The 24,446-nt window shown below is 60.8% G+C and carries 26 protein-coding genes; 15 read left to right on the top strand and 11 right to left on the bottom strand.

The genetic code is table 11. The features are described from left to right. The first annotated feature begins 160 nt into the window (after positions 1 to 160). Positions 161 to 1,261, top strand: coding sequence for an acyltransferase (locus tag NLM31_RS11060; protein WP_254129195.1), 1,101 nt, complete (start codon positions 161 to 163; stop codon positions 1,259 to 1,261). A gap of 126 nt (positions 1,262 to 1,387) precedes the next feature. Beyond that, positions 1,388 to 2,734, top strand: coding sequence for an acyltransferase (locus tag NLM31_RS11055; RefSeq protein WP_254129194.1), 1,347 nt, complete (start codon positions 1,388 to 1,390; stop codon positions 2,732 to 2,734). Between the two features lie 5 nt (positions 2,735 to 2,739). Here the strand turns inward: NLM31_RS11055 and NLM31_RS11050 are convergent, their stop codons facing one another. From NLM31_RS11050 to NLM31_RS11035, 4 genes are read right to left on the bottom strand one after another with little or no spacing between them, the layout of a single operon-like run. After that, the gene (locus NLM31_RS11050; protein WP_254129193.1) at positions 2,740 to 3,834 is read right to left on the bottom strand and encodes an acyltransferase; all 1,095 of its coding nucleotides are present in this window, start codon (positions 3,832 to 3,834) and stop codon (positions 2,740 to 2,742) included. Next, a complete protein-coding gene (locus NLM31_RS11045; RefSeq protein ID WP_254129192.1) occupies positions 3,831 to 4,934 on the bottom strand; it encodes an acyltransferase in 1,104 nt (367 codons plus the stop codon). The genes NLM31_RS11050 and NLM31_RS11045 overlap by 4 nt, the downstream gene beginning before the upstream one ends. 10 nt (positions 4,935 to 4,944) lie before the next feature. Next, complete coding sequence (locus tag NLM31_RS11040) at positions 4,945 to 6,315, bottom strand: hypothetical protein (protein ID WP_254129191.1); 1,371 nt, start codon at positions 6,313 to 6,315, stop codon at positions 4,945 to 4,947. Between the two features lie 8 nt (positions 6,316 to 6,323). Then, positions 6,324 to 7,544, bottom strand: a complete 1,221-nt coding sequence (locus NLM31_RS11035) for an acyltransferase (protein WP_254129190.1) — start codon at positions 7,542 to 7,544, stop codon at positions 6,324 to 6,326. Between the two features lie 374 nt (positions 7,545 to 7,918). Here NLM31_RS11035 and NLM31_RS11030 point away from each other — a divergent pair, with 374 nt between their 5' ends. The 6 genes from NLM31_RS11030 to NLM31_RS11005 all read left to right on the top strand — a co-directional run bounded on the left by NLM31_RS11030 (position 7,919) and on the right by NLM31_RS11005 (position 14,672). Then, positions 7,919 to 9,274 (top strand): O-antigen ligase, encoded by a 1,356-nt coding sequence (locus NLM31_RS11030; protein WP_254192225.1) that lies wholly within the window; start codon positions 7,919 to 7,921, stop codon positions 9,272 to 9,274. 63 nt (positions 9,275 to 9,337) lie between these two features. Continuing rightward, entirely contained in the window at positions 9,338 to 9,973 is a 636-nt protein-coding gene (locus tag NLM31_RS11025) for a hypothetical protein (RefSeq protein WP_254129187.1), read from the top strand. Positions 9,974 to 10,132: 159 nt separating this feature from the next. Continuing rightward, positions 10,133 to 10,771, top strand: coding sequence for a transglutaminase-like cysteine peptidase (locus NLM31_RS11020; RefSeq protein ID WP_254129186.1), 639 nt, complete (start codon positions 10,133 to 10,135; stop codon positions 10,769 to 10,771). Between the two features lie 219 nt (positions 10,772 to 10,990). After that, entirely contained in the window at positions 10,991 to 11,626 is a 636-nt protein-coding gene (locus NLM31_RS11015; protein WP_254192224.1) for a hypothetical protein, read from the top strand. A 27-nt stretch (positions 11,627 to 11,653) separates the two neighbouring features. Continuing rightward, the gene (locus NLM31_RS11010) at positions 11,654 to 13,897 is read left to right on the top strand and encodes a polysaccharide biosynthesis tyrosine autokinase (protein WP_254129184.1); all 2,244 of its coding nucleotides are present in this window, start codon (positions 11,654 to 11,656) and stop codon (positions 13,895 to 13,897) included. 55 nt (positions 13,898 to 13,952) lie between these two features. Next, entirely contained in the window at positions 13,953 to 14,672 is a 720-nt protein-coding gene (locus NLM31_RS11005) for a hypothetical protein (RefSeq protein WP_254129183.1), read from the top strand. A 106-nt stretch (positions 14,673 to 14,778) separates the two neighbouring features. Here the strand turns inward: NLM31_RS11005 and NLM31_RS11000 are convergent, their stop codons facing one another. After that, entirely contained in the window at positions 14,779 to 16,203 is a 1,425-nt protein-coding gene (locus NLM31_RS11000) for an undecaprenyl-phosphate glucose phosphotransferase (RefSeq protein ID WP_254192223.1), read from the bottom strand. 366 nt (positions 16,204 to 16,569) lie between these two features. On the opposite strand from NLM31_RS11000, the gene NLM31_RS10995 reads away from it, so the two are divergent. Together NLM31_RS10995 and NLM31_RS10990 are read left to right on the top strand one after the other, a co-directional pair. After that, positions 16,570 to 16,896, top strand: a complete 327-nt coding sequence (locus NLM31_RS10995; protein WP_254129181.1) for a hypothetical protein — start codon at positions 16,570 to 16,572, stop codon at positions 16,894 to 16,896. A gap of 122 nt (positions 16,897 to 17,018) precedes the next feature. Beyond that, positions 17,019 to 17,753, top strand: a complete 735-nt coding sequence (locus NLM31_RS10990) for a metallophosphoesterase family protein (RefSeq protein WP_254129180.1) — start codon at positions 17,019 to 17,021, stop codon at positions 17,751 to 17,753. 88 nt (positions 17,754 to 17,841) lie between these two features. On the opposite strand, the gene NLM31_RS10985 is transcribed toward NLM31_RS10990, so the two are convergent. From NLM31_RS10985 to rfbC, 3 genes are all read right to left on the bottom strand, one after another. Next, positions 17,842 to 18,264 carry a hypothetical protein gene (locus tag NLM31_RS10985; protein WP_254129179.1) on the bottom strand — a complete coding sequence of 141 codons (423 nt, stop codon included), beginning with the start codon at positions 18,262 to 18,264 and terminating at the stop codon, positions 17,842 to 17,844. 110 nt (positions 18,265 to 18,374) lie between these two features. Further along, positions 18,375 to 19,271, bottom strand: coding sequence for a dTDP-4-dehydrorhamnose reductase (rfbD, locus tag NLM31_RS10980; RefSeq protein ID WP_254129178.1), 897 nt, complete (start codon positions 19,269 to 19,271; stop codon positions 18,375 to 18,377). A 1-nt stretch (position 19,272) separates the two neighbouring features. Next, on the bottom strand, positions 19,273 to 19,827 hold the full coding sequence (gene rfbC / locus NLM31_RS10975; RefSeq protein ID WP_254129177.1) for a dTDP-4-dehydrorhamnose 3,5-epimerase: 555 nt from the start codon (positions 19,825 to 19,827) through the stop codon (positions 19,273 to 19,275). A gap of 85 nt (positions 19,828 to 19,912) precedes the next feature. Here rfbC and rfbA point away from each other — a divergent pair, with 85 nt between their 5' ends. The 3 genes from rfbA (at position 19,913) to NLM31_RS10960 (ending at position 22,167) form a co-directional block, all read left to right on the top strand. Continuing rightward, positions 19,913 to 20,794: a glucose-1-phosphate thymidylyltransferase RfbA gene (gene rfbA, locus NLM31_RS10970; RefSeq protein ID WP_254129176.1), complete on the top strand. Its 882-nt coding sequence runs from the start codon at positions 19,913 to 19,915 to the stop codon at positions 20,792 to 20,794. A gap of 12 nt (positions 20,795 to 20,806) precedes the next feature. Further along, complete coding sequence (gene rfbB / locus NLM31_RS10965; protein WP_254129175.1) at positions 20,807 to 21,871, top strand: dTDP-glucose 4,6-dehydratase; 1,065 nt, start codon at positions 20,807 to 20,809, stop codon at positions 21,869 to 21,871. Positions 21,872 to 21,960: 89 nt separating this feature from the next. Next, entirely contained in the window at positions 21,961 to 22,167 is a 207-nt protein-coding gene (locus tag NLM31_RS10960; RefSeq protein WP_254129174.1) for a hypothetical protein, read from the top strand. 19 nt (positions 22,168 to 22,186) lie between these two features. Here NLM31_RS10960 and NLM31_RS10955 read toward each other — a convergent pair whose 3' ends face one another. The 3 genes from NLM31_RS10955 to NLM31_RS10945 all read right to left on the bottom strand — a co-directional run bounded on the left by NLM31_RS10955 (position 22,187) and on the right by NLM31_RS10945 (position 23,172). Beyond that, positions 22,187 to 22,456 (bottom strand): hypothetical protein, encoded by a 270-nt coding sequence (locus tag NLM31_RS10955; RefSeq protein WP_254129173.1) that lies wholly within the window; start codon positions 22,454 to 22,456, stop codon positions 22,187 to 22,189. 249 nt (positions 22,457 to 22,705) lie between these two features. Next, entirely contained in the window at positions 22,706 to 22,858 is a 153-nt protein-coding gene (locus NLM31_RS10950) for a hypothetical protein (protein WP_254129172.1), read from the bottom strand. A gap of 158 nt (positions 22,859 to 23,016) precedes the next feature. Further along, a complete protein-coding gene (locus tag NLM31_RS10945) occupies positions 23,017 to 23,172 on the bottom strand; it encodes a hypothetical protein (RefSeq protein WP_254129171.1) in 156 nt (51 codons plus the stop codon). A gap of 588 nt (positions 23,173 to 23,760) precedes the next feature. Between NLM31_RS10945 and NLM31_RS10940 the strand changes: the two genes are divergently transcribed. Together NLM31_RS10940 and NLM31_RS10935 are read left to right on the top strand one after the other, a co-directional pair. Continuing rightward, positions 23,761 to 23,934 carry a hypothetical protein gene (locus tag NLM31_RS10940; RefSeq protein ID WP_254129170.1) on the top strand — a complete coding sequence of 58 codons (174 nt, stop codon included), beginning with the start codon at positions 23,761 to 23,763 and terminating at the stop codon, positions 23,932 to 23,934. 220 nt (positions 23,935 to 24,154) lie between these two features. Continuing rightward, positions 24,155 to 24,406 (top strand): hypothetical protein, encoded by a 252-nt coding sequence (locus tag NLM31_RS10935; RefSeq protein ID WP_254129169.1) that lies wholly within the window; start codon positions 24,155 to 24,157, stop codon positions 24,404 to 24,406. The last annotated feature ends 40 nt before the right edge of the window (positions 24,407 to 24,446 follow it).

The raw sequence follows: 24,446 nt of genomic DNA, 5'->3' as shown, positions 1-24,446 counted from the left end.
GCCTAGCCGCACGCAACCTGGAATCGACGGCACGCCCGCATTCAGCCGCCTTATCGCTGCGGCATTGCCTCATCCATCATCATCGCGCCAAAAAATCAGGATTTGACCGATCACTGATGCGATCGGTAAAATCGAGCACCAGCGCGGCATTGAGGCGACATTGACGGATATCGAGGGTGCGCGGTCCCCCAAGGGCGGGATCGTACCGGGAATTCAATACCTGCGCGGTTTTGCAGCCATTCTGGTGGTGATCTGGCACGTCAACTGGCTGGTCAGCCTGCCGCCGTCTTACGGTGAGAGCCCGTTTGCGCTTGCCGAAACCGGCCTGTTCGGTGTCGCAATCTTCTTCGTCATCAGCGGCTTTATCATCACGATTGTTTCATTCGGCCCGATCCGCAGCACGCGCGCCGAATTCTTCGGCCGGCGCTTCCTGCGCATCATTCCCTTCATGTGGGTATGCGTGATCGGATACAACCTGCTGTCGATGGCCGGCTCGGCGAAGATCGATCTTCTCCCGGGCCTGCGCGCCATGGCGCTCTGGCCGATCGGAGAGCTGCGGCCCCACGTGGTCTGGACGCTCAGGCACGAGTTCATTTTCTACATCCTGTTTGCAATCACGATGTTGCGGCCCCGCCCTCTTTCATATGTGCTGGCCGCCTGGTTCCTTGCGCCGCTGGCGTGGTACACGGCGTCTCACTGGCTCGCGTGGCCGGAACTGCTGCAGCCCGAAGGTTCAGGCCTCGCGCTCGCCACCGTGGTCGGTTACGGCAACATCATGATGCCCAACCTTCAGTTCGGCATGGGATTTGCGCTGGGTCTGCTGTGGCTGAAGGGGCATCCCATCGTGCAGCGCCGCTATCCTGCAGCATTCCTGCTCACACTCGCTGCGACGGTCCTGGCAACGGCCCTTGTCGGGGCGACACTGTCGGAAGACAACGGGCTCCGCGCCCTCTGGTGGACGCTGTTCGCGACCGTCGTCGTCTGGCTGGGCATCGTCTCGACCGAGAAGCCGGGACTGCTGCATTCCCTCGGCATGCTGCTCGGCGACGCCTCCTATTCGATCTACCTCACTCACGCGGCGACCGCAGTCGTGCTGATTCAGATTTCCGCGCGGCTCCACAATCCGTTGCCGACCGCGCTGTTCGTCATCGCAGCGGTGGTCGCGTCGATCCTCGCCGGGATCCTGATCCATTGGTATGTCGAGCAACCGCTCATTGCCTATTGCCGCCGGCTCGGACGCCGCCGTTCCATTGTCGCATAGCGGCCATCGGTTGGGCGAACGCCGCAATTCGATGCTATGCCAAGCCGGCCGCACGGCCATGAATTGGCTTCAACTCCGCGGCATCCGCAGGTGCCGCCAAAACAGGCGTATGAAAGGCTGACGAGAATGTCGCAACCGGATCGAGACGCAGAGCTCGCAACCGTTTCGTTGCCGGGCGCCCTCGGCCGTGAGCGCCCCTCCGCTCCGACGCGGCTCTGGCGGCTGCCCGACACCATCCAGTCGGGCCTGGCGCGCCACGAAACAGCGGAAAGCATTCTGGCCAAGAACAAGGGTCTCGGACCCGGCTTCAACATGATGCGGCACCTGCTGTCGCTGGTCATTCTGTCGCATCATTGCCGTGTCGCGGTTGCCGGCCTGTTCGCCGGCGCCGCCTTCGTCAAGAAGCTCGATGAACCGGGAATGGCCGTCTATGTCCTCAAGGACCCCGGCGCCGCCGCCATCGACAAGATGGGCGGACTGACCGCGCTGTCCTTCAGCCACCTCCATGCATCCGAAATCATCCAGGAGCTGCTCCGGCCCGGGCTGATCGCGCTCGTCGGGATGTTCTTTGCGCTCAGCGGCTTCCTGGTCACCGGCAGCGCCATCAAGAATCCGGATCTCAAGACCTTCTTCATCAACCGCGTGCTGCGGATCGTCCCGGCGCTCAGCGTCGAGGTGACGCTGTGCGCGCTCGTGGTCGGACCGCTGCTGACGCAATTGCCGCTGTCGCAATATTTGTCCGAGTACCAGTTCTACCGCTACTTCGGCAACATCGTCGGTCACGTCACTTTCGAGCTGCCGGGCCTGTTCCTGCACAATCCCTGGCCGGAGATGGTCAATGCCAATCTCTGGACCCTGCCCTGGGAGCTCTGGTGCTACGTGTTCGCCTTCGCGCTGCTGCTTGCGCGCATGATCTCGGACGAGCCGCGAAAGATCCGCTGGATCACGTTGCTTGTGGGCGTAGCGCTCCTCATCGAACTGGTCGCCTATTTTATCGATCCCGCGACCTTCAACGTCCGGTCCGATTCGACGAGGCTGGCAGGCTGGTACCTTGTCTTCATGTTCTTCTTCGGCATGCTGTTCCGCCTGCACGCGAAATACGTGCCGATCCACTGGGCGATCTTTGCCGCCTCGGCGCTCTGCTACGCCGCGATCATGTGGCTCAACGTCCTGCTGCCGCTGGCCGGGATCTTCCTGACCTATTGCACGGTCTACATCGGCATGCAGAGTTTCAAGGCATTCGATCGCCTGTTCATCCAGGATCTCTCCTACGGCATCTATCTCTACGGCTTCCCGATCACACAGGCGACGATCGACATCTTCCAGCGCGTGCTGGGGCCTGATCACCGCCTCTCGCTTGCGATCATCCTGCCGATCGTCATCGTGCTGACGCTCGGCTTTGCGGCCTTCTCCTGGAACGTCATTGAAAAACCGGCGCTGCGGCTGCGCCGGTTCTATCAGAGGCCGGCCTGACGCGATCAGGCCGCCGGGCTCTGCGCCATTTTCCGCGCGAGAATGTGCCGGAGCGCCCCATCGATGAATCGACGCAGGCGCACCTCGATGATCTCGTAGCTGAGCGCGCTTGCGATCAAGGCCAGCGCCAGCCCAAAGATCACGAACCCGCTCCATAGCAGCCAGCGATCGACGCCGCGGTCGACCAGCTTCAACCCGACGACCTGCAACGGGAACAGCACGAAGGGATGAACGAGATAGAGGCTGTAACTGATCTTGCCGATGTATTGCAGCGGCGCCGAGCTCAACAGACCCGCCAATCCGGATCCCGGCGCCAGCACCATTCCGAACAGCAGAAAGCCCGGAATCAGCGCGGCAAAAGGATGCAAGACGTCGAGTGCGGCATACATGGCAGCAAAAGAGGCGAGCCCCGCAACGACGCCTACGCCCCCCGCAATCCGAAAGCGCAAGTTACTAGCGCTGAAAAGCATACCGACCACGAAGAACGCAGTAATCGGCCAATAGAGCATGCAGAGGAATCCGAGAAGAATCAGTGGCGCCGCAAGCCACCAACTCTTCAGCCGTACGACGGCACCGAAGCACAATGCGAACAGGATATAGAACGCCCATTCGTAGGTCAGCGTCCAAGCGTTCTGTTGGGCGATAGGAAGCCCGAGCGCGTCCTGGACGAAGAACAGATTGGCGAAGAACACCTGAAGATAGGTCGGCAGATCGATCCCCCGGAAGAACTTGTATCCGACGATCGGGCCAGCCACGAACAACGCAAGGTGCAGCAGCACAAAGACCGGCATGATGCGCAGAACGCGATCATACATGAACTTTCCGATTGATCCGTGCCGCACCAGGCTCGCGGGGATCAGAAAGCCGCTGATCATGAAGAACAGCTCGACGCCATGGCCGCCTGAGTTGAGAACGGCCTGAAGCCACGGCCATATCGGCGGCAGAAAGCCGGGATTGGGGATATCGTAGACGCCCCCCTTGGGCATGTCACAAAAGTGATCGATCAGCACGGTGAGCGCAGCAACTCCACGCAATCCCTGAATCGACGGCACGAATGCGCCGCCGGCCTCAGCATAGGTTTTCTCGCCCTGGCTGTTCATTCGGCCCCGTGTCCCCGCAGCGCCGGCTGAAGCCCGACCGCGGCAAATGCCCGCGAACGAAACCGGTGACCAAAGGTCACCATCGGCTTCTCTACAGCCAGATAGTTCAACCAACTGACCAGGATCGACACCAACGCAACTCCGATCACAAAGAGAGACCATTGAGCAAGGCTTCGGCCCGTGCCGAAAAAATGCATGATCACCACCAGCGCGTAGGGACTCATCAGATAAATCGAATAGCTGATGCGGCCGACGAAGGACATGATGCCCGAGGCCCCGCGCTCTCCGAGAACGGCAAATGCCAGGAACACGAAAGCAGCACCGATATAGGCGGCACCCATGCCGTAAGCGGAGAAGAAATTGTCCTGATAGTCCACGCCATAGCGCCGATAGGCGCAGACGGCCGCATAGAGCACGTAAAGCAGCGTGCAGATCGCGACATAGCGCCATTGCAGGCGGTCGCCGGTCACGGCATCGCGCACCACCTTGCCGAGAAACATCGCCGTCAGATCCAGCATGAGCTCGAGCAAGCCCCAGACGAGATGGTTCTTGACGAAGGGAAAGGCGACAATTGCGCTCAGGGACGCCGCGACGACGATGCAAATCGCGGTCCAGCGTGCCCTGAGCAGCCCGATCGCAAACAGCGCAATGCATCCGACGTAAAAGATCAACTCAACGGCGAGCGTCCAATATCCGATGTTGAGGTTCTGGATGTTCATGAACATCTGCAACATGGTGATGTTGGCGAGGACCTGCGACAGCGGAAACGTCTTCCCCTCCATCGCCGGCGCAATGAGCAGGACAACGACGATCGACACCCAATAGGCCGGGTAGAGCCTGAAAAAGCGGCTGATCGCGAAGTCCCGGATCGGCGCAGAGCTGCTCGGAAAACTGTTCGGAATCACGAAGCCACTGACAAAGAAGAACAGCACGACGCCGAACCGGCCGAAATTGAAGTACTCGCCGACCGCATTCTGGAAGAACCGATAATAGTCGCCGGCCGCCTGGTTCAGCACGATCTGCTCCACCGCATGCTGGAGCAGCACCGACAGAACCGCGATGCCGCGCAAGGTATCTATGAATGCGAGCCGCCTGTGCATCGTCGGCCCCTTAGCCCGATTCACTTAATCTGGGCGTGGCTCCGCCCATGGCCGGCACGCCTTGAGCAGCCGCATTCGATGGCAACGCGAAGCGCCGCTTCAGCTTCCCTCCCTGGAAAACGAAGGAAGCGCGCTTGGAGAACACGCCGCTGAAGATGAACGACATCAACAACAGACCCGACGCCGGCCCGTAGTCGGCCACAGTGACGCTGAAGATATTCAGCACGAATGTGAGGGACAATTTGTAGACGTCGGTCGTCAGCAACGTCGCACGGATGACGAAGAAGATGAAGATGATGAAAGGTACGCCAAACATCAGAAAGGTGACGAGATAGAAATTATCGACCGGCACCCAATAGGACGTCAGGTTTGAAAACTGATTCATCGGATAGTTGAAACAGCCGACACCGCAGCCTGTGATGTAACCGATCGGCATCAACTGCGACATGAAGATAAACGGCTTCTGCCAACTGTTGTTGATCCGGTCGACCAGGCTGAAGAGAAACGCCTTCTGACCGACCGACGTCCCGCCAAAGACCAGGATCAAGAAGACAGGAACGAGGATCGTTGCATAGGACCATGCCGCCAGCATCCTCAGGGTCGGGAAGCGCATTCTTTCGGGCATCATCCGGATGACGAGCAGTGCCATCAGATAGATGGCTAGAACGCCCATGGTCGTCTTACTCGTCGTCAACTTCAAGGCATAGAGAGCAATCCCGCCGCAAAACAAGCACCACCACACGTTCCTTCGTATCGACGTCATCACGAAAGAAACCAGAATGAAGAGGCTCACGATGGTGCTGTCCTCGCAAAAGCCGGAGAGCCGTTGCTCGGAGCCTGCCCACCACAGGCGCCCCGCCTTCCGCTGTACGCCGAAGGCCTCATAGGTATAGTTGAGCCAGGGCGCCTTCCAATAGGCCGACAGGACCACGCCGAAGATCGATGCGTAGAACAGTATCGAGATCAAAAACAGAAGCTTCTTGTAGGTCCCGGTGTCCGCATCACAAAAGCTGAAGCCGATGAAGACCGGCAGGATCATTTTGAACGATGAGGCGAGCGCTGTGACGTTGCCCAAGAAGAGATAACCGATCCCGAGGGACAGAAAGATCCAAACCAGCACGACCAGGGCAATGATGCTGCGATTCTGGATGATACAGCGATGAATGAACAGGAAGAGGCAGATGAGTCCGAAACCATCCGGTATGAACCAGATCGGACTCAGATGGGCAATGTAAAGGTAGTATCGCGCGGCGGCCGAGAAATCGTCGCGCAGGAAATATGTGGCCATCGCGACGGCTTCGAGGCTGAACGCCCCCCACATCAGCACAGGTAAGCGCAACAGCGGCATTGTCCGGCGCAGCGCTAGCGTTGTCGTCGTCATATTCGTCCTTAGCTCGAAAGGCGTGTAGAGGGCTCGGCCGGTGCCGGCGAATACGCCACCGCTCCGCGGAACATGTTCCGAACCAGCCTGGACCCAGGCAATTCAATCCACCGATACGTCAATTGCGAGAGAGCGAGTACGGCGCCGAGCACGATCAGCAGATTGAGCGTGGGCGCCAGTCCTGGATGGATCGCTTCAAGCCTGTCCACCGCCGGCTTGCCGGCAGCGCGAACAAAATACTCGGCAAGCAGCACGACGAAGGCGTGAACCATGTAGATCGAGTATGACCGCTGACCGAGCCATAACAATGGCCTGATCGTGAGCGTAGCAGGAACGACGGCGGCCTTCGGAAACGCCAATAGCGAGCCAAGGAGCACGGCAAAGGTTACGGGCGCGAGATAGCTGGCCCAGGGATAGGCTTCGGTCAGCGACACGTGCGCCACGGCTGCAACCGCGGCCGCAAGCTGAATGCCGCCCTGAAAAGCGGGACTGATGTCACGCGGCAGTGCCTCGACCGCTTTCACGGTGAGCACGCCGAGAAAGAAGCTGGTGAAGCATCGCAGCAGCCCCCAATCAAACTGGACGTCCAGTTGAGGCGTCGCGATCACCAGTGTGAGGATCAACCAGCTGCCGATCGCCAGAGCGACGGCCCCGACATAAAACCAGGCGAGCGAATTGAGCCGCTGCGCGGCCAGCAGCATCAGGCCGAACACGAGATAGGTGTAGAATTCGACGCTGATGCTCCAGCTCGGCGCATTCCAGTTCAGGTACTGAACAAAGCCCAGCGAGTGCAGCAGGAAGACGTTCAGGAAAAACGAATAGCCGTTGTTGACTTCAAAGGCAGCGGGAGCGGTCACGACGACGCCCGCCATCACCAGGCCAAGCCCGATGCGCGCGAGACGGAATAGCAACAACACCAGAAGCATCACGATGTGCAGCGGATAGACGCGTGCGAACCGTCGAACCATGAAGTCGCGCAGGGAGAAGCGCCCGAAATCGGTCTGCAGATAGCTCAACGACATCACGATGCCGCTGAGCACGAAGAACAGGTCGACCAGAAATCCGCCACTGCGGAAGAACGCACAGTCGATCCACGAACGATTCGGAAATGCCGCAAGAAAGGTCGGCATCAGGATCACATGGTGAATCACCACGGTGACCGCGGCAATTCCCCGAATGCTGTCCAGAGTGAGGACATGCGCTTTCTCGCGATGAGCGGGCACCGTCACGGCAATTTCCTAGTACCTTGCAGTGCAGCATTTCTACTGGGCATTCGATTTGAATACAATGTCCCGCCCGCACTCGTCGCATGCATATCGATTGGAGGTGTCGCCCATATCGAAGGCATTGGCACGACGGTTAATTTGCCGCAGGAAATGCACCCGGCAGGTGGCGAATGAATCGGCCGCGTGCCTCGGGATGTGAGCTTGCCATCTGCAAAACGACAAGCTGATCGGCCACACACCCTTCGCGTTAATGCTGCTCGCTTTGCATGTTCGCGAACTGTGCAATTAACCTATTCATTCGGCACGAATGTGGCAAAAGAGCACCCAGCTTCGGGAACTGGAAGGCGGAGCCGCGCTGCGGCTCTCGGGAGTTGATCTTGTACAAGGTTTCGCGGTTTACGGCGATCGGGGTATTCATGCTGGCCCCGCTGCCGTTCGGCTCCGCCGAGACGGTCTGGATCTGCATCTGGACGGCGCTGCTAGCGTTCAGCCTCGCCACCGCCGACCTGCGCAGCGCGACGATCGATGATTTCTACCTGTTGCTGCCGCTGTTCGCCGTTCTCGTCGTCGTCGCAGCCGTGATCACGGTCCAGTTATGGCCGAACTCCCCCCTTCACGAGGTCGATGCGGCGTGGGCGGTGGCGCGAGGTGTGGTGGGAGCAGATCTGCCCGGCCGCGTCTCGGTCACCGCCAACGGGCCATGGCTCGCATTCGGCTATCCGCTTTTGTTCGTGCTTGCCTTCACGCGCGCCGTCTACATCGCCACCGACGCGGAGAACGCGCGGCAGCTGCTGCGCATCCTCGCCTGGACGGGACTTGCCTATGCTCTCTACGGAATCCTCGCGGGGATCGGCGATCCGACCTCGCTCCTGTTCCGCCGCAAGGAAGCCTATATCGGCTTCGTCACGGGCACATTCGTCAACAGGAACACGGCTGCGACCTTCTTTGCGAGCTGCGCCCTGCTGTTTCTGCTGCCATTGCTGCGCTTCATCTATCGGCAGGATCGGCCAAGTCGACCGCCTTCGCGGCAAATGACCGCACTGATCGCATATTATCTGTCCTCCCCCGTGGCGCTGGGAGGCGGCTTTGTCGTCTGCATGGTTGCGACGGCGATGACAGGCTCGCGCGCGGGGCTTCTGCTGCTGATCCTGACGGTCTTTATGGCCACCGCGCTCTTCTTCGCACCGCTGCGCATCGGCAAGCTTCGCCGCTGGGGCTGGCTCGCAGGAATCGCGGTGGCAGCGCTGTTGCTGTTTCAGCTCGTCGGCGGCGCTGTGGCGGGACGAATCCTGACTTACGGCCTCGTGGATGAACAGCGGTTCACGATGTATCGAACCGTACTGACCATGATCCAGGAGCATCCGCTGCTCGGGATCGGCTACGGAAACTTCGAAAGCGCATTTCCCGCCTACCGGCCGGATTCACTCGGAAGTCTCGGAGTTTGGGACCGCGCGCACAGCACTCCGCTCGAGCTTGCAGCCGAGCTCGGCCTTCCTGCTGCTTGTTTGATTATAGTCACATGTCTCTGGTATCTTTACCATTTGTTAAATGGAAGCTTGCATCGGCGGCGTGACCGCTACATACCGATCATCGGTGCAAGTGTGGCGACGCTTGGCTTCCTGCATACGAGCATCGATTTCTCGTTGCAGATTCCAGGCTTCGGCGTGTTTTTTGCGGCGATCACAGGCTGCGGGCTGGCACAAAGCAGGCCCTCATCCGAGCAAAAAAAGTAGCGTAATTGCGGTTTTGGCAATATGTTAAGTCAAACTTTTTCGATTGCATGGTTGGGGAGCTGAATGCGTATTTCCGTGGGGCTCGGGGCTGCCTTGCTCGCGATGACGGCAGCGACGTCGACTTTTGCAGCACAGAACGGCTGCGTGCCAAATCCCGCAGTGACGTCTGAGGGGGCAATCCAATTTCTTGGTAACCCTGCCGCTCTGCTCGACCAGTTCAAGGACGGTCAGGGCGGTCTTGCTTCGCAGGTCCGCGATCTCCTGACCAATCGCCCGGAAAGCCTGGAAGGCATGGCCTCGCTGGCCAAGGCGAGTTCGGATGACCAAGGCCGTGCAATTGGCGCGGGAATGGGCACCGCCGCTGCGGTCTGCGTGCTGACGCAGCCCCAGTTCGCCCAACAGATCCAAGAGGTCGCGCTGAAGACCGAAAAGCCCGGGCTGATCCAGTCCTTCACGAGCATCACCGGCGACATTCCGACCGAGGCCATCACCGGCGCGGACGCCAACGGCGACACCACCGCAGGTGGCGGACAAGGGACGACACCAACCCCGAGCTCGGGCGGCGCGATCAGCCCCCCTCCGCCCCCCTCGTTTAGTGCCGGAGCGGGCGCGGCCTCCCAGTCAACGACAACGACGACGACCCTGTTCGCGGCATCGACGGGGACTTCGTCGCTCACGGCCACTAGCCCGTCGCGCTAGCCCGGAACGAATTCAACCCCAGCGGATTGATTAACTAAACCGGCCACGTGCAGACGTGGCCGGGTCATTTGCATTCAATTTTAGAGGTTCGGGGAACCTGCCTCTAAAATCTTTGTGCGACACCTGTTGCGTCAAGAAAGACGGATAACGGGGAATGACATGAAACTGTTGTACGCGCCGTTGCTCGCAGCCCTGATTGCCTGCGCCGGCAACACCGCGAAGGCCGAGTCGGATAGCACGCAACGTCCGGCCGGAGCTTCGTTCATCGAAGAATTCGACAACGCACTCGCGCCGATGAACTTCGTCAAATTCTGCATGAAGAACGATGCGGAATGCGGCACCGATGTCAGCGAGCGCTCGTTGCCGCCTGCCGACACCGCCATGGCGATGCTTCGCCAGGTGAACCTCTCGGTCAACGAATCGATTGCGCCGATGCGCAAGCCGACGGATCCGGTGACCGCAAACTGGACGGTCTCGCCGTCAGCGGGTGACTGTAATGACTACGCAGTCACCAAGCGTCACCAGCTGATCGCGATGGGATGGCCACAGGCCGCCCTGCGCCTTGCGGTTGTGCGCATCGATGGCGGACAGGGTCACCTGGTGCTGGTGGCCCGGCTTTCCGACGGCGACGTGGTGCTGGACAATCTGTCCGCGAGCGTCCGCCCCTGGAATTCGCTCGGCTACGAATGGATCTCGATGCAGTCCGGCGCCAACCCGCGCTTCTGGGTGAACATCGGCGATCATGGACGCAAGCTCCGCGAGAAGCGCTTCGCTTCCCTTTCGGGTTCGTCGCTCTGATTGTTGCGCCTTCGGATCCCACTTCTTAAGCGGATCGTGTATATCAACGCCCGTGGCTCGCGCCGCGGGCGTTGCCGTATACCCTGTTCGCAACAGGTCATCGCGCATTGTGAAATTTGCTATGAATCTCCGGGGTTCCAGACTATATTTTGCACCGCACAAGAATTTGACATAGTTAAGCGCGACACTCGGTTTGAGCGAAGTCTTGCGGCGATTTGAATGAACGCGATGAGTGGTTTGGGCCTGCCTCAACGACGACAATCTTCCGATCGTGCCTCAGGTGGTTTCTTGGGCGGATTTCGCGCGGCACTTGCTCTCGCAGTGCTGATGCTGGTGTGCGCTGCCGGCAGTTGCGAGGCGCAATGCGTCGAGCAGGGGGAGCGTGTGTCCGCGGAGATCTTGAAGGTCTTCCAGATGGAGCCGACGTCGCTCCTGCGGGACCGCGACGTCCGCGGCGACCGCAACAAGCTCACGGGTCGCCTTGCAGCCTATGTCGTGAGTGACATCACGATTCTGTCCGCAGTGCGCGCGCTCGTCAGCGAATCCGCCAATGTCGAACGGACCTCGATCGGCATGGCGCTGCGCCGGGCGCAGCTGATTTGCGTGCCGCGCAAACCCGAGAACGCCCAGAAGATCAGTCAGTTCGTGCAGAAGCTGTCGGACTCGGCCGTGAGCGCCGGCTACTCCGCGGAGCTCGAGGCTGTCGAATTCAATCCGAATGCGGTGGCGTCCCCGTCGGGAAGTGCGCCAGGGTCGGCGACCAACAAGCCTTCTGGTTCTGCCAACAGCCTCATGTCCGGCGAGTGGAGTACGGATGTCGGCGATCCGTTTGCTCCTGCGCCGCTCCCCCAATAATCCCACGTCAGGTCGATGAACATTCAGATGTATCAGCCCAGAGAGCAATTCCACCTGCAAGAGAGGTCCGCCTTCGATTTGGCGGGGTCGTCTCTCAGCCTCGAGCGCATCATTGGCATTCTGCGCCGGCAGTGGCCTGTCATCGCGGGGGTCGTCGGCGTCGCGGTGGCGATCTGCCTCGTCTACCTGCTGACGGCGACGCCGATGTATACGGCAAACACGCGCATCCTGATGGACACCCGCCAGACGCAGGTGCTCGACAAGGACAACGGCACGCCCAACGCGCTGATCGACCCCGGCTTCGTCGATAGTCAGGTCGAGATCATCACCTCGGACGATCTGATCCGGTCCGTCGTCCGCCGCATGAATCTGACGGAGGATCCCGAGTTCAACGGCTCGGATCCAGGCCTCCTGCCCGCCATTATCGGAAAAGTCATCGGGCTGTTCGGATCGGACGGGCCCGCCTCGAAGGAACGCATCGAGCGCGGGACGGTCGCTGCGGTCGAGAACAACCTCAAGGTCGAGCGTCTGCTGACGACCTACGTGCTGTCGGCCAGCTTCCGCTCGCGGGACCCCGACAAGGCGGCCCAGATCGCCAACGAGATCGCCGACGCCTATATCGTGGGCGCGCTCGACGCGAAGTATCAGTCCACCAAGCGCGCCAGCGAATGGCTGCAGCAGCGCAGTGCCGAGCTGCGCGAGCAGGCGACCGCCAGCGATCGCGCCGTGCAGACCTTCAAGAGCCAGAACAATATCGTCGGCACCAGCCGCGGCCTGATGAACGAGCAGCAGCTCACCGACGTGAACACGCAGCTCATCCAGGCGCGCGCGGCCACCTCCGAGGCCAAGGCACGGCTCGACCGCATCGAGGCGATCAGCGACAAGGATCTTGCCCAGCCGACGGTCACCGACGCGCTGAACAATCCCGTCATCACCCGCCTGCGCGCTCAATATCTCGATCTGCAGGCGCAGTATTCCGATTGGTCGGCCCGCTACGGCAAGACCCACCAGGCCTCGGTCAATCTCGCCAACCGCATGGAAGAGCTGCGCAAGTCGATCGCGGACGAAGTCAAGCGTATCGGCGACGCCTATCGCAGCGACTACGAAATCGCCAAGAGCCGCGAGACCTCGCTGGAGGAGAACCTCAAGAACCTGGTCAGCCAGGCTGGCAACACCGGCCAGGCGCAGGTGAAGCTGCGCGACCTCGAGAGCGCGGCCGACACCTACCGCAACCTGTACAACAGCTTCCTCGAGAAGCAGCAGCAGGCGATGCAGAACCAGAGCTTCCCGATCAGCGAATCCCGGATCATCAGCACCGCTGTGAAGCCGGACCGCAAGAGCTCCCCCAAGACCGTGCTCTCGCTGATCGGCGCGCTGTTCGGTGGCCTTTGCTTCGGCCTGGGCGCTGCCTTCGCCCGCGAGATGCTGAGCGACGTGCTGCGTTCTCCGATCGAGGTCGAGGACGAGATCGGCGTCAAATGTCTCGGAGTGCTTCCGGCCATCGGCGCCAAGGCGATGGGCCTGCCGAAGGTGCGCGGATCGCGACCGCCCGACGGCGGAGCCGACGCCGGCCCGCTCTCCCGCTACGTCATCGACCATCCCTTCTCGCGCTATGCCGAGACCATGCGCAACATCAAGGTCTCGATCGATCTCGCCCGCCTGTCCCGCGAGGTGAAGGTCATCGGCATCGTGTCGTCGCTTCCGAAGGAAGGCAAAACCACGGTTTCCGCCAACTTCGCGCACCTCACCGCATTCACAGGCAAGCGCGTGCTGCTGATCGACGGCGACCTCCATACGCGTTCGCTCACCAAGGAGCTCGACCCGACCGCCAAGAGCGGGTTGCTCGAGGCTCTCAAGAGTCCGCAATCGGTCGGACATCACATTCGGCGCAGCGCCGAGACCGGCCTGGATTTCCTGCCCTCCTTTGCCGTCACGCGCATGGTGAACTCCGCCGACATCATGGCCTCGAAGGCGATGGCCGATTTGTTGACGCTGCTGCGTAACGAATACGACTACATCGTCATCGATCTTGCACCGGTGATGCCGGTGACCGACGCCAAGGCCATCAGCCACCTCATCGACGCCTATGTCTATGTCATCGAATGGGGCCGCACCACGCGTACCGCCCTGCAGGAATCGATGTCGAGCTCAGAAGGCATCCAGAAGAAGGTGCTGGGCGCCGTTCTCAACGGTGCAAACCCGAAGATGCTGAAGCGCATCGAGGGCTACAAAGGCTCGCACTACAACGCGTACTATGTCGAGGGAGCCTAAGGCCGAAGCCGGCGCATCTCGCCGCTCGCGCTGGCTCGCGCGCGGCGCCAATTGCTTGCTGGCGGCCTCCGCCCTGGCATGGGCGGCATCGATCCTTCCCAACCTGACCGATCCCACGGTCTCGCGGGTTGCCCGGCAAATCGCCGCCGGCGAGAGCTACGATGCGCCGTTGCTGAGGCGTATCGTCGCGGCGAACCTGCCCGCGGCTCAGCACCAGTGCGAACCGAAGGCGCTTCGGGAGTTGCTCGTCCTGCAATTGTCGGCCGCCGACATGACCGTCCGCGGCACCGACCTGACGCAGGCGGATGCGGACGTTGATGCTGTCCAGCGCATGAGCAGGATCCTGCTGGGATGCGCTCCGACCGAATCACTCGGATGGCTGGCAGCGTTCTGGGCCGGCTCGCGCCAGGACGGGCTAACGGCCAGAACGGTCGCTCTTCTCGGCGAATCCTACCGCCTGGCACCGCATGAGGTCTGGCTGCAAATGATGCGCGTGCCCCTCGCCTTCCGGGCATTCGACGCGCTGCCCACGGCGTTGACGGACGCGACAGTGCAGGACTTCAACGACGTCTTCCATGACCGGCTGTATCCGAGCGCAGCCGCCCTCTACGTCAAAGCGCCGGCGTCGACACGCAGCAGACTTCTCGATCTGACCTGCGACGTGTCCGCCAGGGAGAAATTGGCTTTCTGGTATCTGGTCCGGGACGCCGGAGGAAAGATCCAGCATCGCTGCTATCCGGCAGACGACCGTCCGCGCTATCTGCTCGAGAATTAGCGACTGCGCCGATAGCGCACACACAGGAGCGCTGCGCCTCGCCAGCTTTCATGAGATCGATGCGGTAGAGACGTTCTGCCGACGACCCGGCAGAGGCTCGCGCTTCTCAGTAGGCTTCCTGATGGATCAGGGCCAGAGCGGTCTTCAGGATGATCCTGATGTCCAGCCAGATGCTCCAATTGCTGACGTACCAGACGTCATACTCGACGCGCTTCTCCATCAGGTCGATGGTCGGCGTCTCGCCGCGGAAACCGTTGACCTGAGCCCAACCGGTCAGGCCCGGCTTCATGTGGTGCCGATACACGTAGTTGCTGATCAGCTGGTCGTAATAATTGTCGTGCGCAAGCGCATGCGGCCGCGGTCCGACCAGCGACATCTCACCGCGCAGGACGTTCCAGAGCTGCGGCAACTCATCGATGCTGGTCCGTCGCAGCACGCGACCGACGCGGGTGACCCGGGCGTCAGACTTCGTCGCTTGCGTCACGGTGTGGCCATTCTCCGCCACCGTCATGGAACGGAACTTCCAGATCTGGAACGGCTTGCCGTTGAACCCGCGCCGGGACTGCTTGAAGATCACATTGCCCATCGAGTCGAGCTTGATCATGATCGCCGCCGTCATCAGCAGCGGTGCCAGCAGCAGCAGGGCAAACGAGGCAAGGCCGATATCCAGGCAGCGCTTCTGCGCCCGCTCGTACACGGTCAGTGGTGCGCGCTGGATCTCGATGGCAACCGTGCCGCTGACCGGCTGGAACGGCCGCGAGACCAGATCGGCGATCGGAAAGTCCGGCAACAGGCGAATCGGCTGGGGAACCACGCGCAGGTGCTGGCTCAGCTTCTGGAGCAGCGGCATCTCGTCCCAATCGATGACCAGGAGATATTCCTCGACATCAGCCGCGCGCGCCTGGCGGACGACGTCGCGAATCTCGTGATCCCACCCCTCACCATCTTCGGACGGGCCGAGAACGAAATGACGCACGACATTGAAGCCGTGCTTGCGCAAATCCTTGAAACGGCTCGACGTGAAATCGAGCGGCTTCAGGCTGAGCAGCACGACCTTGCGGTCGACCAGGCGGCCTCTCGCATAGCTCGAGTTCAGCGCGATGCGCCACAGCACCCGGAGACCACCGAGGGCAGCACCACCGGTCGCAGCGAACAGCAGCGTGGTTCCGCGCGACAGATCCGCCGACGATTTGAGCAGGAACGCCTCGACCGCGAGAATGGTCAGCGAGATCGCCCAGATCGCGAGCGTCTTGCGGAGCTGCCAGACCGTGTTGAGCAGACGATGGTGATCGTAGATGCCCTGGAAGTAGGAGATCGTCACGAACACCGCGGCGACCACAAGGCCCGCGCCGACCGACGAATCCTGTTCGGCAACGAGCAGGCGATACAGACCGCTTGCCGCGAAATAGCTCAGCAGGAGTGCGAGAAAGTCACCCGCGATCAGAGCGATCTGGAGGGGACGTTGGAGAGCACCGCGACGGTTCGATATAGCCGAATAATAGTTTTCCGAACCATAAGTTGCTACAGCCATCCGAACCTCGCTGCCTCGTCACGCATTCGCAACCGCCGATTGCATGCAGTCGTTTTAAATTTGGGGGTGCGTCTTCGACAATGTCTTAACTAAACAAAGCAACAATGCGGCACCGCACCTAAAAAATCAAATCTATTTTCTGCAATACAGCACCTGCTTTCTGCAACACGGTGCTCGCATTCGCGCATGCTCAAAGTGTTGTCACAGGCCTGACATCTAACTGAGCATCGCGCCGTATTTCGCATCAAATCATTCCAGTTTTAAACATATTTGCGCGCGCATTTGAACGGTTGTTCAACCCTGTTACTTAAGCCGACCTTAGGCCGGCGCCATTAACACTCGTGGCAGTTTCGAGGGAGTTGTGCCGTGAGTGCCGTCGCCATTTTCAGTCTGCTGATCGGATCGTTGCTTGGAGGCAGATTCCGGATTTTTATTCTGCCTCCGGCAATCGTGCTGGGCGGAGCGATCATTGGCGCGGTCTCGGCCTGGCAGGGACAAGGCGCCGCTCACATTGTCGTTATGATCGTCGTCTTTGCGGGCTTGCTGCAGCTTGGCTATCTCTGCGGCGCGCTTCTGGTCCGCTCGCGTGCGGCAGCGTATCGCGCCGAGGCCGTAGCGTCGTTCGACAGCCCGCAGCTTCGGTTGAGCGCACCCAGCGCGGCAAATCGACGCCTCATCAGACCACACGGGTGATCAAGGCGGTTGCACGAACCGACGTTCACATGGCGTCGACAAAAAAAGCTGCTCGTGCGGCCCCAAATTCGTCGATAGCATATTGACATCTCGGGCGAAGCTCTCTGAAAGAGTTGGACCTCATGGTCACGACCCCGACTCAGACCTCGCCCCGGCCGAAGCTGCCGAACGGCGTGCGAATCTACGCACTCAGCGACATCCACGGCTGCGCGCATCTGCTTGAACAGATGTTCGCCGTCATCGATGCGGACATGGCGAACAGCCGGCCCTATCGCGCGATCGAGGTCTTTCTCGGCGACTACATTGATCGCGGACCGGACTCACGTCACACGCTCGATCTGCTGATCGACCGCAGCCGCCGCCGCAACACGGTCTTTCTCAAGGGCAATCACGAGGCCTATTTCACCTCGGTGCTGGATGATCCCTCGCGCACAGCCGACTGGTTTCAGTTCGGCGGGCTCCAGACCCTGATGTCATACGGGATCTCGGCAGCGCCCGATCTTAGCAAGGACGAACAGTCGGATCTCGTGCGCGAACTCACTTCCGCGATGCCGCCGCAGCACATCGCGTTCCTGCGCCAGCTGCGGCCGACCTTCACATGCGGCGACTTTTTCTTCGTGCATGCCGGCGTTCGTCCGGGAATCCCGCTGTCCGAGCAGCGCGAGCAGGATCTGCTGTGGATCAGGGACGAATTTCTGCAGAGTAAGAAGCGGTTCGGCAAATACGTCGTGCACGGCCATACGCCGGTGCGCCAGGCCGAGCTGCTCGAGAACCGCGCCAATATCGACACCGGGGCGTACGCGACCGGCAACCTGACCCTGTTGTCGATTCAGGGCAACAGCATGCTCGCGATCTAGATAGCGCTTTCGAGCGAAGTGGACACGGGTTCGCGTCAAGAAAACGCGTCAAAACAAAATCCGGCGCGCCCGCGCACGGCGCGAAGCGTCAATTGGTCTGGCTGGCCGGCGGCCGGTATTCCGGGAACCGGCTGAGCATCGCGGCCTTCAGGAATTTGAAATGCGCGATCGAGGCGCTGAGCTCCTTGAGCCTGCGCTGACCGTTGAGGATTTCCTTGTCGAACAGGTCCTGATGGTGATTGTCCAGCGCTTCGCGCTCGAGATATTCGTCATTGCCGTTGCCGATGGTCACGGCCGCGCGCGCCAGCACGTCCTCGACCCGGCGGTTCAGACCTGATTGCTCACGCTCCGCGGCCTGCAGCGCCTCCTCGATTGCGATCATGATGCCTTCGATGCGCGTGCGATCGGTCTCGGCGTCGCGCTCGGGCGAGCGGGCACGGAACGTCTGCTCGCCGCCGAAGCGATCTTTCAGGAAATTGTGAGTGCGGGCCCGCAAGAAGAGCTGAAACATGCGTGCACTTTCCGGTTCGAGGCGCCAAACCGGAAAATGGGCCCTGGATGGTTAACAAAGTTTAAAGGCCGCGGAACGTTGTGCTCCGATGCGGCCGCGTGAACCGGCGTTCAAATCGTCGCCTTGAAAGCATCCAGCTCGCGATCGAGCGCCTGTTGCCAGCTCGGCGGCGTAACGCCGAACTGCTCGCGCAGTCGCGTGAGATCAAGGCGGGAATTGGAGGGCCGCTTTGCCTTGACTGGAAATTCGTCCGAGCGGATTGGAACGATTTCCTTCACGGCGAATTGCACGCCCCTCGATCGCAGCCCGGCAACGATCGCAGTCGCAAAACCGTGCCAGCTGGTCTCGCCCCCGCAGACCAGATTGACGACGCCGCCGCGCTGCTCGAACGTCTTGCGAAGGTCGTCGTCGCTCCGCGGCAGCATCGCAACCACTGCTTGCGAAATCGCATCGGCTGTCGTGGGCGCGCCGATCTGATCGGCGACGATCCGCAACTGCTCGCGCTCTCCGGCGAGCCGCACGATCGTCTTGAGAAAGCTCGCACCCGTCGCGGAGTAAACCCAGGACGTCCGCGCGATCACATGCAGGGCACCCGCCTCGGCAATGGCCTGATCGCCGGCGAGCTTGCTTTGGCCGTAGACCGAGAGAGGACCCGGCGTGCTGTCCTCGCGCCACGGACGATGGCCGGTGCCGTCGAAAACATAGTCCGTCGAAAAGTGCACCAGCGGCACGCCGCGGGGCGCCGCCCATCGGGCGATCGCCTTGGGAGATTCCGCGTTGATCCGGAACGCGAGCTCTCGCTCGTCCTCAGCACGATCGACGGCGGTATAGGCGGCGGGATTGATGATCAGATCCGGCTTGATCGAATCCAGCTTGCCTGCAAGCTCGTCCGGTCGCGAAAAATCGAACTCCTCCAGCTCCGGCGCAACGACATCGGCGCGTCCCTTGAGCAGCGGAAGCAGAGCTCCGCCCACCTGCCCAGCAGTGCCCGTCAGAAGAATCTTCATGTCAGACCTCCCCGTAGCGCGGGAGGTTCTTCACATCTGCGAGCAAGGGCGCATCGGCATCCTTGGCCGACAGCGCGGGATCTGCGAGGCCCCAGTCGATACCGATCGCCGGATCGTTCCATCGAATCGAGATCTCATCCTTCGGGCTGTAGAGCGCGTCGCATTTGTAGAAGAAATCGGCCGTCTCGGAGAGAACGGCGAAACCATGGGCGAAGCCGCGAGGAACCCACAATTGCCGTCGATTCTCCTCATTCAGTTCGACGGCGACATGACGCCCAAAATTTGGGCTACCGACGCGAATGTCGACAGCAACGTCCAGGACTCTGCCGCGGAGCGCCGTGACCAGCTTGCCCTGCGCGCCCGGATTTTGTAGGTGCAGCCCACGCAACACTCCATGACGCGAGCGTGACAGATTGTCCTGAACGAACGGCCGCGCAACCCCGCTCTGCGCGTAGCGCTCGAATTGGTAGGTCTCCAAGAAAAAGCCGCGTTGATCGCCGAATAGCTTCGGCTCGATGATCAAAACCTCTGGCAGATCTGTCTTGATGATGTTCATTCCAGCGACTTCAGCTCCGCACGTACAACAATCTTGTGCAGCGCACACTATCTGATATTTTCGAATTGGTAAACCAGAGGGACCTATGAAGGGAATTATACTCGCTGGCGGAACAGGCTCGCGCCTCTTTCCCGTCACGACAGTGGTGTCGAAGCAGCTGCTTCCGGTTTTCGACAAGCCGATGATCTACTATCCGCTGTCGACATTGATGCTCGCTGGGATCCGCGACATTCTCATCATCTCGACGCCGCAGGACAAGCCGCTGTTCCAGCGCTTGCTTGGCGATGGATCGCAGATCGGCGTCAACTTCTCCTACGCGACACAGGACACCCCGCGCGGTCTTGCCGACGCCTTCATCGTCGGCCGCGAATTCGTGGGATCGGATTCCGTCGCGCTGGTTCTCGGCGACAATATCTTCTACGGCCACGGACTTCCGGAGATGCTGGCCAGGGCGGCAGCACGCAAGAGCGGCGCCACGGTCTTCGGCTACGTCGTCAACTCGCCCGAGCAATACGGCGTGGTCGAGCTCGATGGTGACGGGCGTGCGCGCTCGATCGAAGAGAAGCCCAAGCAGCCGAAGTCGAATGTGGCCGTCACTGGCCTCTATTTCTACGACAACAGCGTGGTCGACATCGCGGCGGGGATCAAACCTTCGGCGCGGGGCGAGATCGAGATCACCGACGTGAACAACGCCTATCTCGCGCGTGGCGACCTGTTCGTCGAAGTGCTCGGGCGCGGGTTTGCCTGGCTCGACACCGGCACGCACGCCTCGCTGGTCGAAGCCAGCCACTTCGTTCAGATACTGGAACAGCGCCAGGGCTTGCGCATCGCCTGCCCCGAGGAAATCGCGTTGCGGCGCGGTTACATTTCTCTCGAGGCCTTCAAGAAGGTTGCTGAGAGGACCGCCAAGAGCAGCTACGGCGAGTATCTGCAATCGGTTGCCCGCTCCTTCGCCGCTCACGACTGAGGCAAATCACACATGCGTTTCGAAGGCTCAACGATTTTCGTCACGGGCGGTGCAGGCTTCATCGGCTCTGCAGTCGTCCGTCATCTCCTCCGCGACACGCACGCGCGCGTCGTCAACATCGACAAGCTGACTTATGCGGCGAACCTCGAGTCGATCCCCGACGCCGAGGCCAATCCGCGTTATGCATTCGAGCAGCAATGCATTTGCGAGGCTGCCTCGCTCCGCAAGCTGTTCGAGAAGTACCAGCCCGCCGCGGTCATGAATCTCGCGGCCGAGAGCCATGTCGATCGTTCGATCGACGGCCCCGGCGAATTCATCCAGACCAACATCGTCGGCACCTTCACGCTGCTGCAGGAGGCGCTGCGATACTGGAGGGGGCTGAGCCCGGACCGCCGCTCGCAATTCCGCTTTCTCCACATCTCCACAGACGAGGTGTTCGGGTCGCTCGGCAAGGACGGTTACTTCACCGAGACCACGTCCTATTCGCCCAACTCGCCCTACTCGGCGAGCAAGGCGTCGTCCGACCATCTGGTGCGCGCCTGGCGCGAGACCTACGACCTTCCGACGATGGTGACGAACTGCTCGAACAATTACGGGCCGTATCACTTTCCCGAGAAGCTCATTCCCCACATCATCATCAAGGGGCTCGCGGGCGAGCCGCTGCCGGTGTACGGCGACGGACAGAACATTCGCGACTGGCTCTACGTCGAGGACCACGCCAAGGCGCTCACGCTCGTGCTCGAGCGCGGTGCAATCGGCGAGACGTACAATGTCGGCGGCCGAAACGAGCGCACCAATTTGCACGTCGTCGAAAGCATTTGCGACATGCTGGACGAAATGTCGCCACGCACCGCAGGTCCCCGGCGCGGCCTGATTTCGTTCGTCGCCGACCGCCCCGGTCACGATCGCCGCTACGCGATCGATGCTTCGAAGCTCGAGCGCGAGCTCGGATGGCGCGCCGACGAGAATTTCGAAAGCGGCCTTGCCAAGACGGTTCGCTGGTTCTTCGACAACCGCGACTGGTGGCAAGCCATTCTCGATCGCGGCTACCAGCAGAAGCGCATCGGCCTCGGCTAGGGATCGACCGCCCCCTTGGTGGCAGCTGCCGTCCCGCAAGATGTGACGGCAGCCGACCACGTCGATCCGCAAGAGGGACTCACACGAGGATGCACGAATCCTATTTCGTCTGGATTCGCGGCCTGGATGGTCGTCCGAAGCCGCAGATCTGGGACGCGGACCAGTTTTCCGGGCCGGAATGGAAGTTCAGGCACGTCATGGCCCGACATGCTCTTGACGCAAGGGTACGTGGGATCGGGCTGGACCGCCTCGCGAAGCTTTTTCCCGCGCCGCCTGTCCCGGACGAACTGGCCTGAGATTGGAGCCTGTAAAAGGCTAGAGGTAGGGCCGATCGACGCGGCTTTGCGCCATCCAGACCTTCCATGCGTCTTCGTGCTTGGCATAGAGCTCCAGCCAGCGCTGCTCGCCCGGAGCAGGCTGAGAACTTCGCTCGATCCAGATTGCTCCGGTTCGACCGGCATCCGGCTCGCTGTCGAGCCGCTCGAACTCAAAGGTCTCCTCGAGCGTAAGCCCGATCAGAACGCGCCTGCCGACCGCATCGACAAAATATCGCCGCGGCGCATTGTTGTTCCTGACGCTCGTCATAGCGAACCTCTCTCGCGATCCACGGGCCGCTCAGACCAACCGGACAATGCCCGCGAGCCCGAACGGCCAGGGGCAAATTGCCTGACCATCCGCGTCGGATTCCAAAACTCAGTCGCGCACGCAGGGACCATCAAGTCCCGCAAGAACCATGCGCAACTTAGTGAGGGCATGCGAGCGGAACAATATCGGGCACGACCTAACCTGCCTCGTATGGTTACCTTCGCGCGGCGCGGTTTCGGCTGAATTCGCTCAGAACGCACGGCGCGCCCTGGCAAACGACAGGTGCTGGCGCTGCCAGGCAGCCTGGACCGGTCGCTGTTCCCTGCGCGCCCGCCGCCCGCGCATCGCATAGCCGATGCAGAAGCCGACGAAGATTGAAATCAGAATCGAAACCCAACTCATCCGAGGTCTTTCACTTTGGCCGCGCGTCCGTCGCCTCCTTTCGGAGTGCGAACATTCTCACCTTCGAGTTGTGTCGAGATCGTGATCGCGGTCGCTGATTTTGTTGTCACAGGCGGGAATTTTTGTGCAGCAGCGTGCTTGCTTCCTGGCCGTTCGCGTCAGCCAAACAGCCAGAAGAAGAATTTCACCGACAGCAGAACGATGAAATAGGCCCACCCTGCCATTGCGATCAGCGCAATGCCGAGAAAGGCACCTTCGAATGCCCGCTCTCTCATCTTCGATAGAGGCTTTGCAGATAGCGTTTTTTGAAGCATCTCGATCTTCTTTTTCTTGTATCGCTCGCGCGATCATAGCCGAATGAATTCGACGATCTCGTGACGGATACAGACGAGAAACGGTCGCCGCGCATGCAGAATCCATCACGACAGCGATCTTCAACGAATTTTGAATCGATGCTGCCCGCAACGTCGGAACGCGGAACAATTTTTCCGACGACGCGTTTGTGCGGACTTTTGACGAATCAAGAGTTTGCAACTTTCACGTGAGTCCTTCCGACTGCATGTGAAGTTTTGCAAGCTGTCTTGCGGACGGAGCGGAGACCGGCTCGGCGGCAACCGGACGTGGTGGCGGGATGTCAGGCCGGATGGTCGCGAAGGTCGCCGATTGACGCGCGATAAGGAAAACCCCGGAATTGTACGGAGCGCCAAGGGCCGATTTCCTCGCGGTAAGGTTGAGGGGTTAGCTTAATCCCCGTTGTTTGTTGCGAAGTCTCACCGATCGCATATCCATCTTCGCACCGGGCTTTCCCCAAGAGCCCGGCCCCACCCAAGCAAAGCCGTCGAGCGACATGGGTCCGCTTGGCGGCTTTGTCGTTGTGTCGATGGAAGAGGATGATTTCGGTTATGGCGCGGAAGCCCTGGTCGTTCAAGGAAGACCGCCGGCTCATGGAGCTGGCCAAATCTTCGACGTCGTTGGAGGACGCAGCGAAGCAGCTCGGGCGATCGCCCGACGCAATCAAGCGAATGGCCTTGCGTCTCGGCCTGGCGCTGAAGTCGAAGGCCGCCAAGAAGAGCTAGCGGGCCTATGCCGCGCGAGCGACAATTCGTGGATGCGGGCCATTGCCGTCGGCACCGGCCGAATGCAAGTCGCAAAACGACGCATTCCCGACGTCGCAGCGCTCTCGATCTCTCCGCGTCCGGATGTTAGACTCTCCAATTGAACGTCGGCTTTTTTGTTACCGAGGCATTTGCTCGACGGCCTCGGTATCCGATCGATAATCTGTTGGAGGATTGCACCATGTTGTCCCGCGCTCTCGCCGTCGCCTTGCTCCTGGCCCTTCCTTCCGTGGCGTCGGCGCAAGTTCCCGTGGGGTTCGGTTTCCCGAAGGGGGCACCCTGGTGTGCGTTTGGCTTCGATTGCCGATTCCTGAATTTCCACGAATGCGCGGACCGGATCTATGACCCCGCGCATAACTGCCTCAAGAATCCCTACTTCGCGGCCCGCTACCCGACCAATGTCGACAAGGGCTGGTCCTACAATCGACGTTGAACGCGGCGCGCCGCCGACGCCATCGTCCTGGCAGCGAACC

The organism is Bradyrhizobium sp. CCGUVB4N (assembly GCF_024199945.1).
GTDB lineage: Bacteria > Pseudomonadota > Alphaproteobacteria > Rhizobiales > Xanthobacteraceae > Bradyrhizobium.
The sequence above is the reverse complement of the archived record's forward strand: the minus strand, read 5'-3'. Positions and strand labels throughout refer to the sequence as shown.

Excerpts from the sequence above, each read along its gene's own strand:
- NLM31_RS11025 (WP_254129187.1), top strand. The coding sequence starts at position 9,338 with ATGCGTATTTCCGTGGGGCTCGGGGCTGCCTTGCTCGCGATGACGGCA.
- NLM31_RS11010 (WP_254129184.1), top strand. The coding sequence starts at position 11,654 with ATGTATCAGCCCAGAGAGCAATTCCACCTGCAAGAGAGGTCCGCCTTC.
- NLM31_RS11045 (WP_254129192.1), bottom strand. The coding sequence starts at position 4,934 with ATGCACAGGCGGCTCGCATTCATAGATACCTTGCGCGGCATCGCGGTT.
- NLM31_RS10935 (WP_254129169.1), top strand. The coding sequence starts at position 24,155 with ATGTTGTCCCGCGCTCTCGCCGTCGCCTTGCTCCTGGCCCTTCCTTCC.
- rfbD (WP_254129178.1), bottom strand. The coding sequence starts at position 19,271 with ATGAAGATTCTTCTGACGGGCACTGCTGGGCAGGTGGGCGGAGCTCTG.
- NLM31_RS11040 (WP_254129191.1), bottom strand. The coding sequence starts at position 6,315 with ATGACGACGACAACGCTAGCGCTGCGCCGGACAATGCCGCTGTTGCGC.
- NLM31_RS11055 (WP_254129194.1), top strand. The coding sequence starts at position 1,388 with ATGTCGCAACCGGATCGAGACGCAGAGCTCGCAACCGTTTCGTTGCCG.
- NLM31_RS10950 (WP_254129172.1), bottom strand. The coding sequence starts at position 22,858 with ATGAGTTGGGTTTCGATTCTGATTTCAATCTTCGTCGGCTTCTGCATC.
- NLM31_RS10940 (WP_254129170.1), top strand. The coding sequence starts at position 23,761 with ATGGCGCGGAAGCCCTGGTCGTTCAAGGAAGACCGCCGGCTCATGGAG.
- rfbA (WP_254129176.1), top strand. The coding sequence starts at position 19,913 with ATGAAGGGAATTATACTCGCTGGCGGAACAGGCTCGCGCCTCTTTCCC.
- NLM31_RS11015 (WP_254192224.1), top strand. The coding sequence starts at position 10,991 with ATGAACGCGATGAGTGGTTTGGGCCTGCCTCAACGACGACAATCTTCC.
- NLM31_RS10955 (WP_254129173.1), bottom strand. The coding sequence starts at position 22,456 with ATGACGAGCGTCAGGAACAACAATGCGCCGCGGCGATATTTTGTCGAT.
- NLM31_RS11000 (WP_254192223.1), bottom strand. The coding sequence starts at position 16,203 with ATGGCTGTAGCAACTTATGGTTCGGAAAACTATTATTCGGCTATATCG.
- NLM31_RS11020 (WP_254129186.1), top strand. The coding sequence starts at position 10,133 with ATGAAACTGTTGTACGCGCCGTTGCTCGCAGCCCTGATTGCCTGCGCC.
- rfbC (WP_254129177.1), bottom strand. The coding sequence starts at position 19,827 with ATGAACATCATCAAGACAGATCTGCCAGAGGTTTTGATCATCGAGCCG.
- NLM31_RS10945 (WP_254129171.1), bottom strand. The coding sequence starts at position 23,172 with ATGCTTCAAAAAACGCTATCTGCAAAGCCTCTATCGAAGATGAGAGAG.
- rfbB (WP_254129175.1), top strand. The coding sequence starts at position 20,807 with ATGCGTTTCGAAGGCTCAACGATTTTCGTCACGGGCGGTGCAGGCTTC.
- NLM31_RS10960 (WP_254129174.1), top strand. The coding sequence starts at position 21,961 with ATGCACGAATCCTATTTCGTCTGGATTCGCGGCCTGGATGGTCGTCCG.
- NLM31_RS10990 (WP_254129180.1), top strand. The coding sequence starts at position 17,019 with ATGGTCACGACCCCGACTCAGACCTCGCCCCGGCCGAAGCTGCCGAAC.
- NLM31_RS10985 (WP_254129179.1), bottom strand. The coding sequence starts at position 18,264 with ATGTTTCAGCTCTTCTTGCGGGCCCGCACTCACAATTTCCTGAAAGAT.
- NLM31_RS11050 (WP_254129193.1), bottom strand. The coding sequence starts at position 3,834 with ATGAACAGCCAGGGCGAGAAAACCTATGCTGAGGCCGGCGGCGCATTC.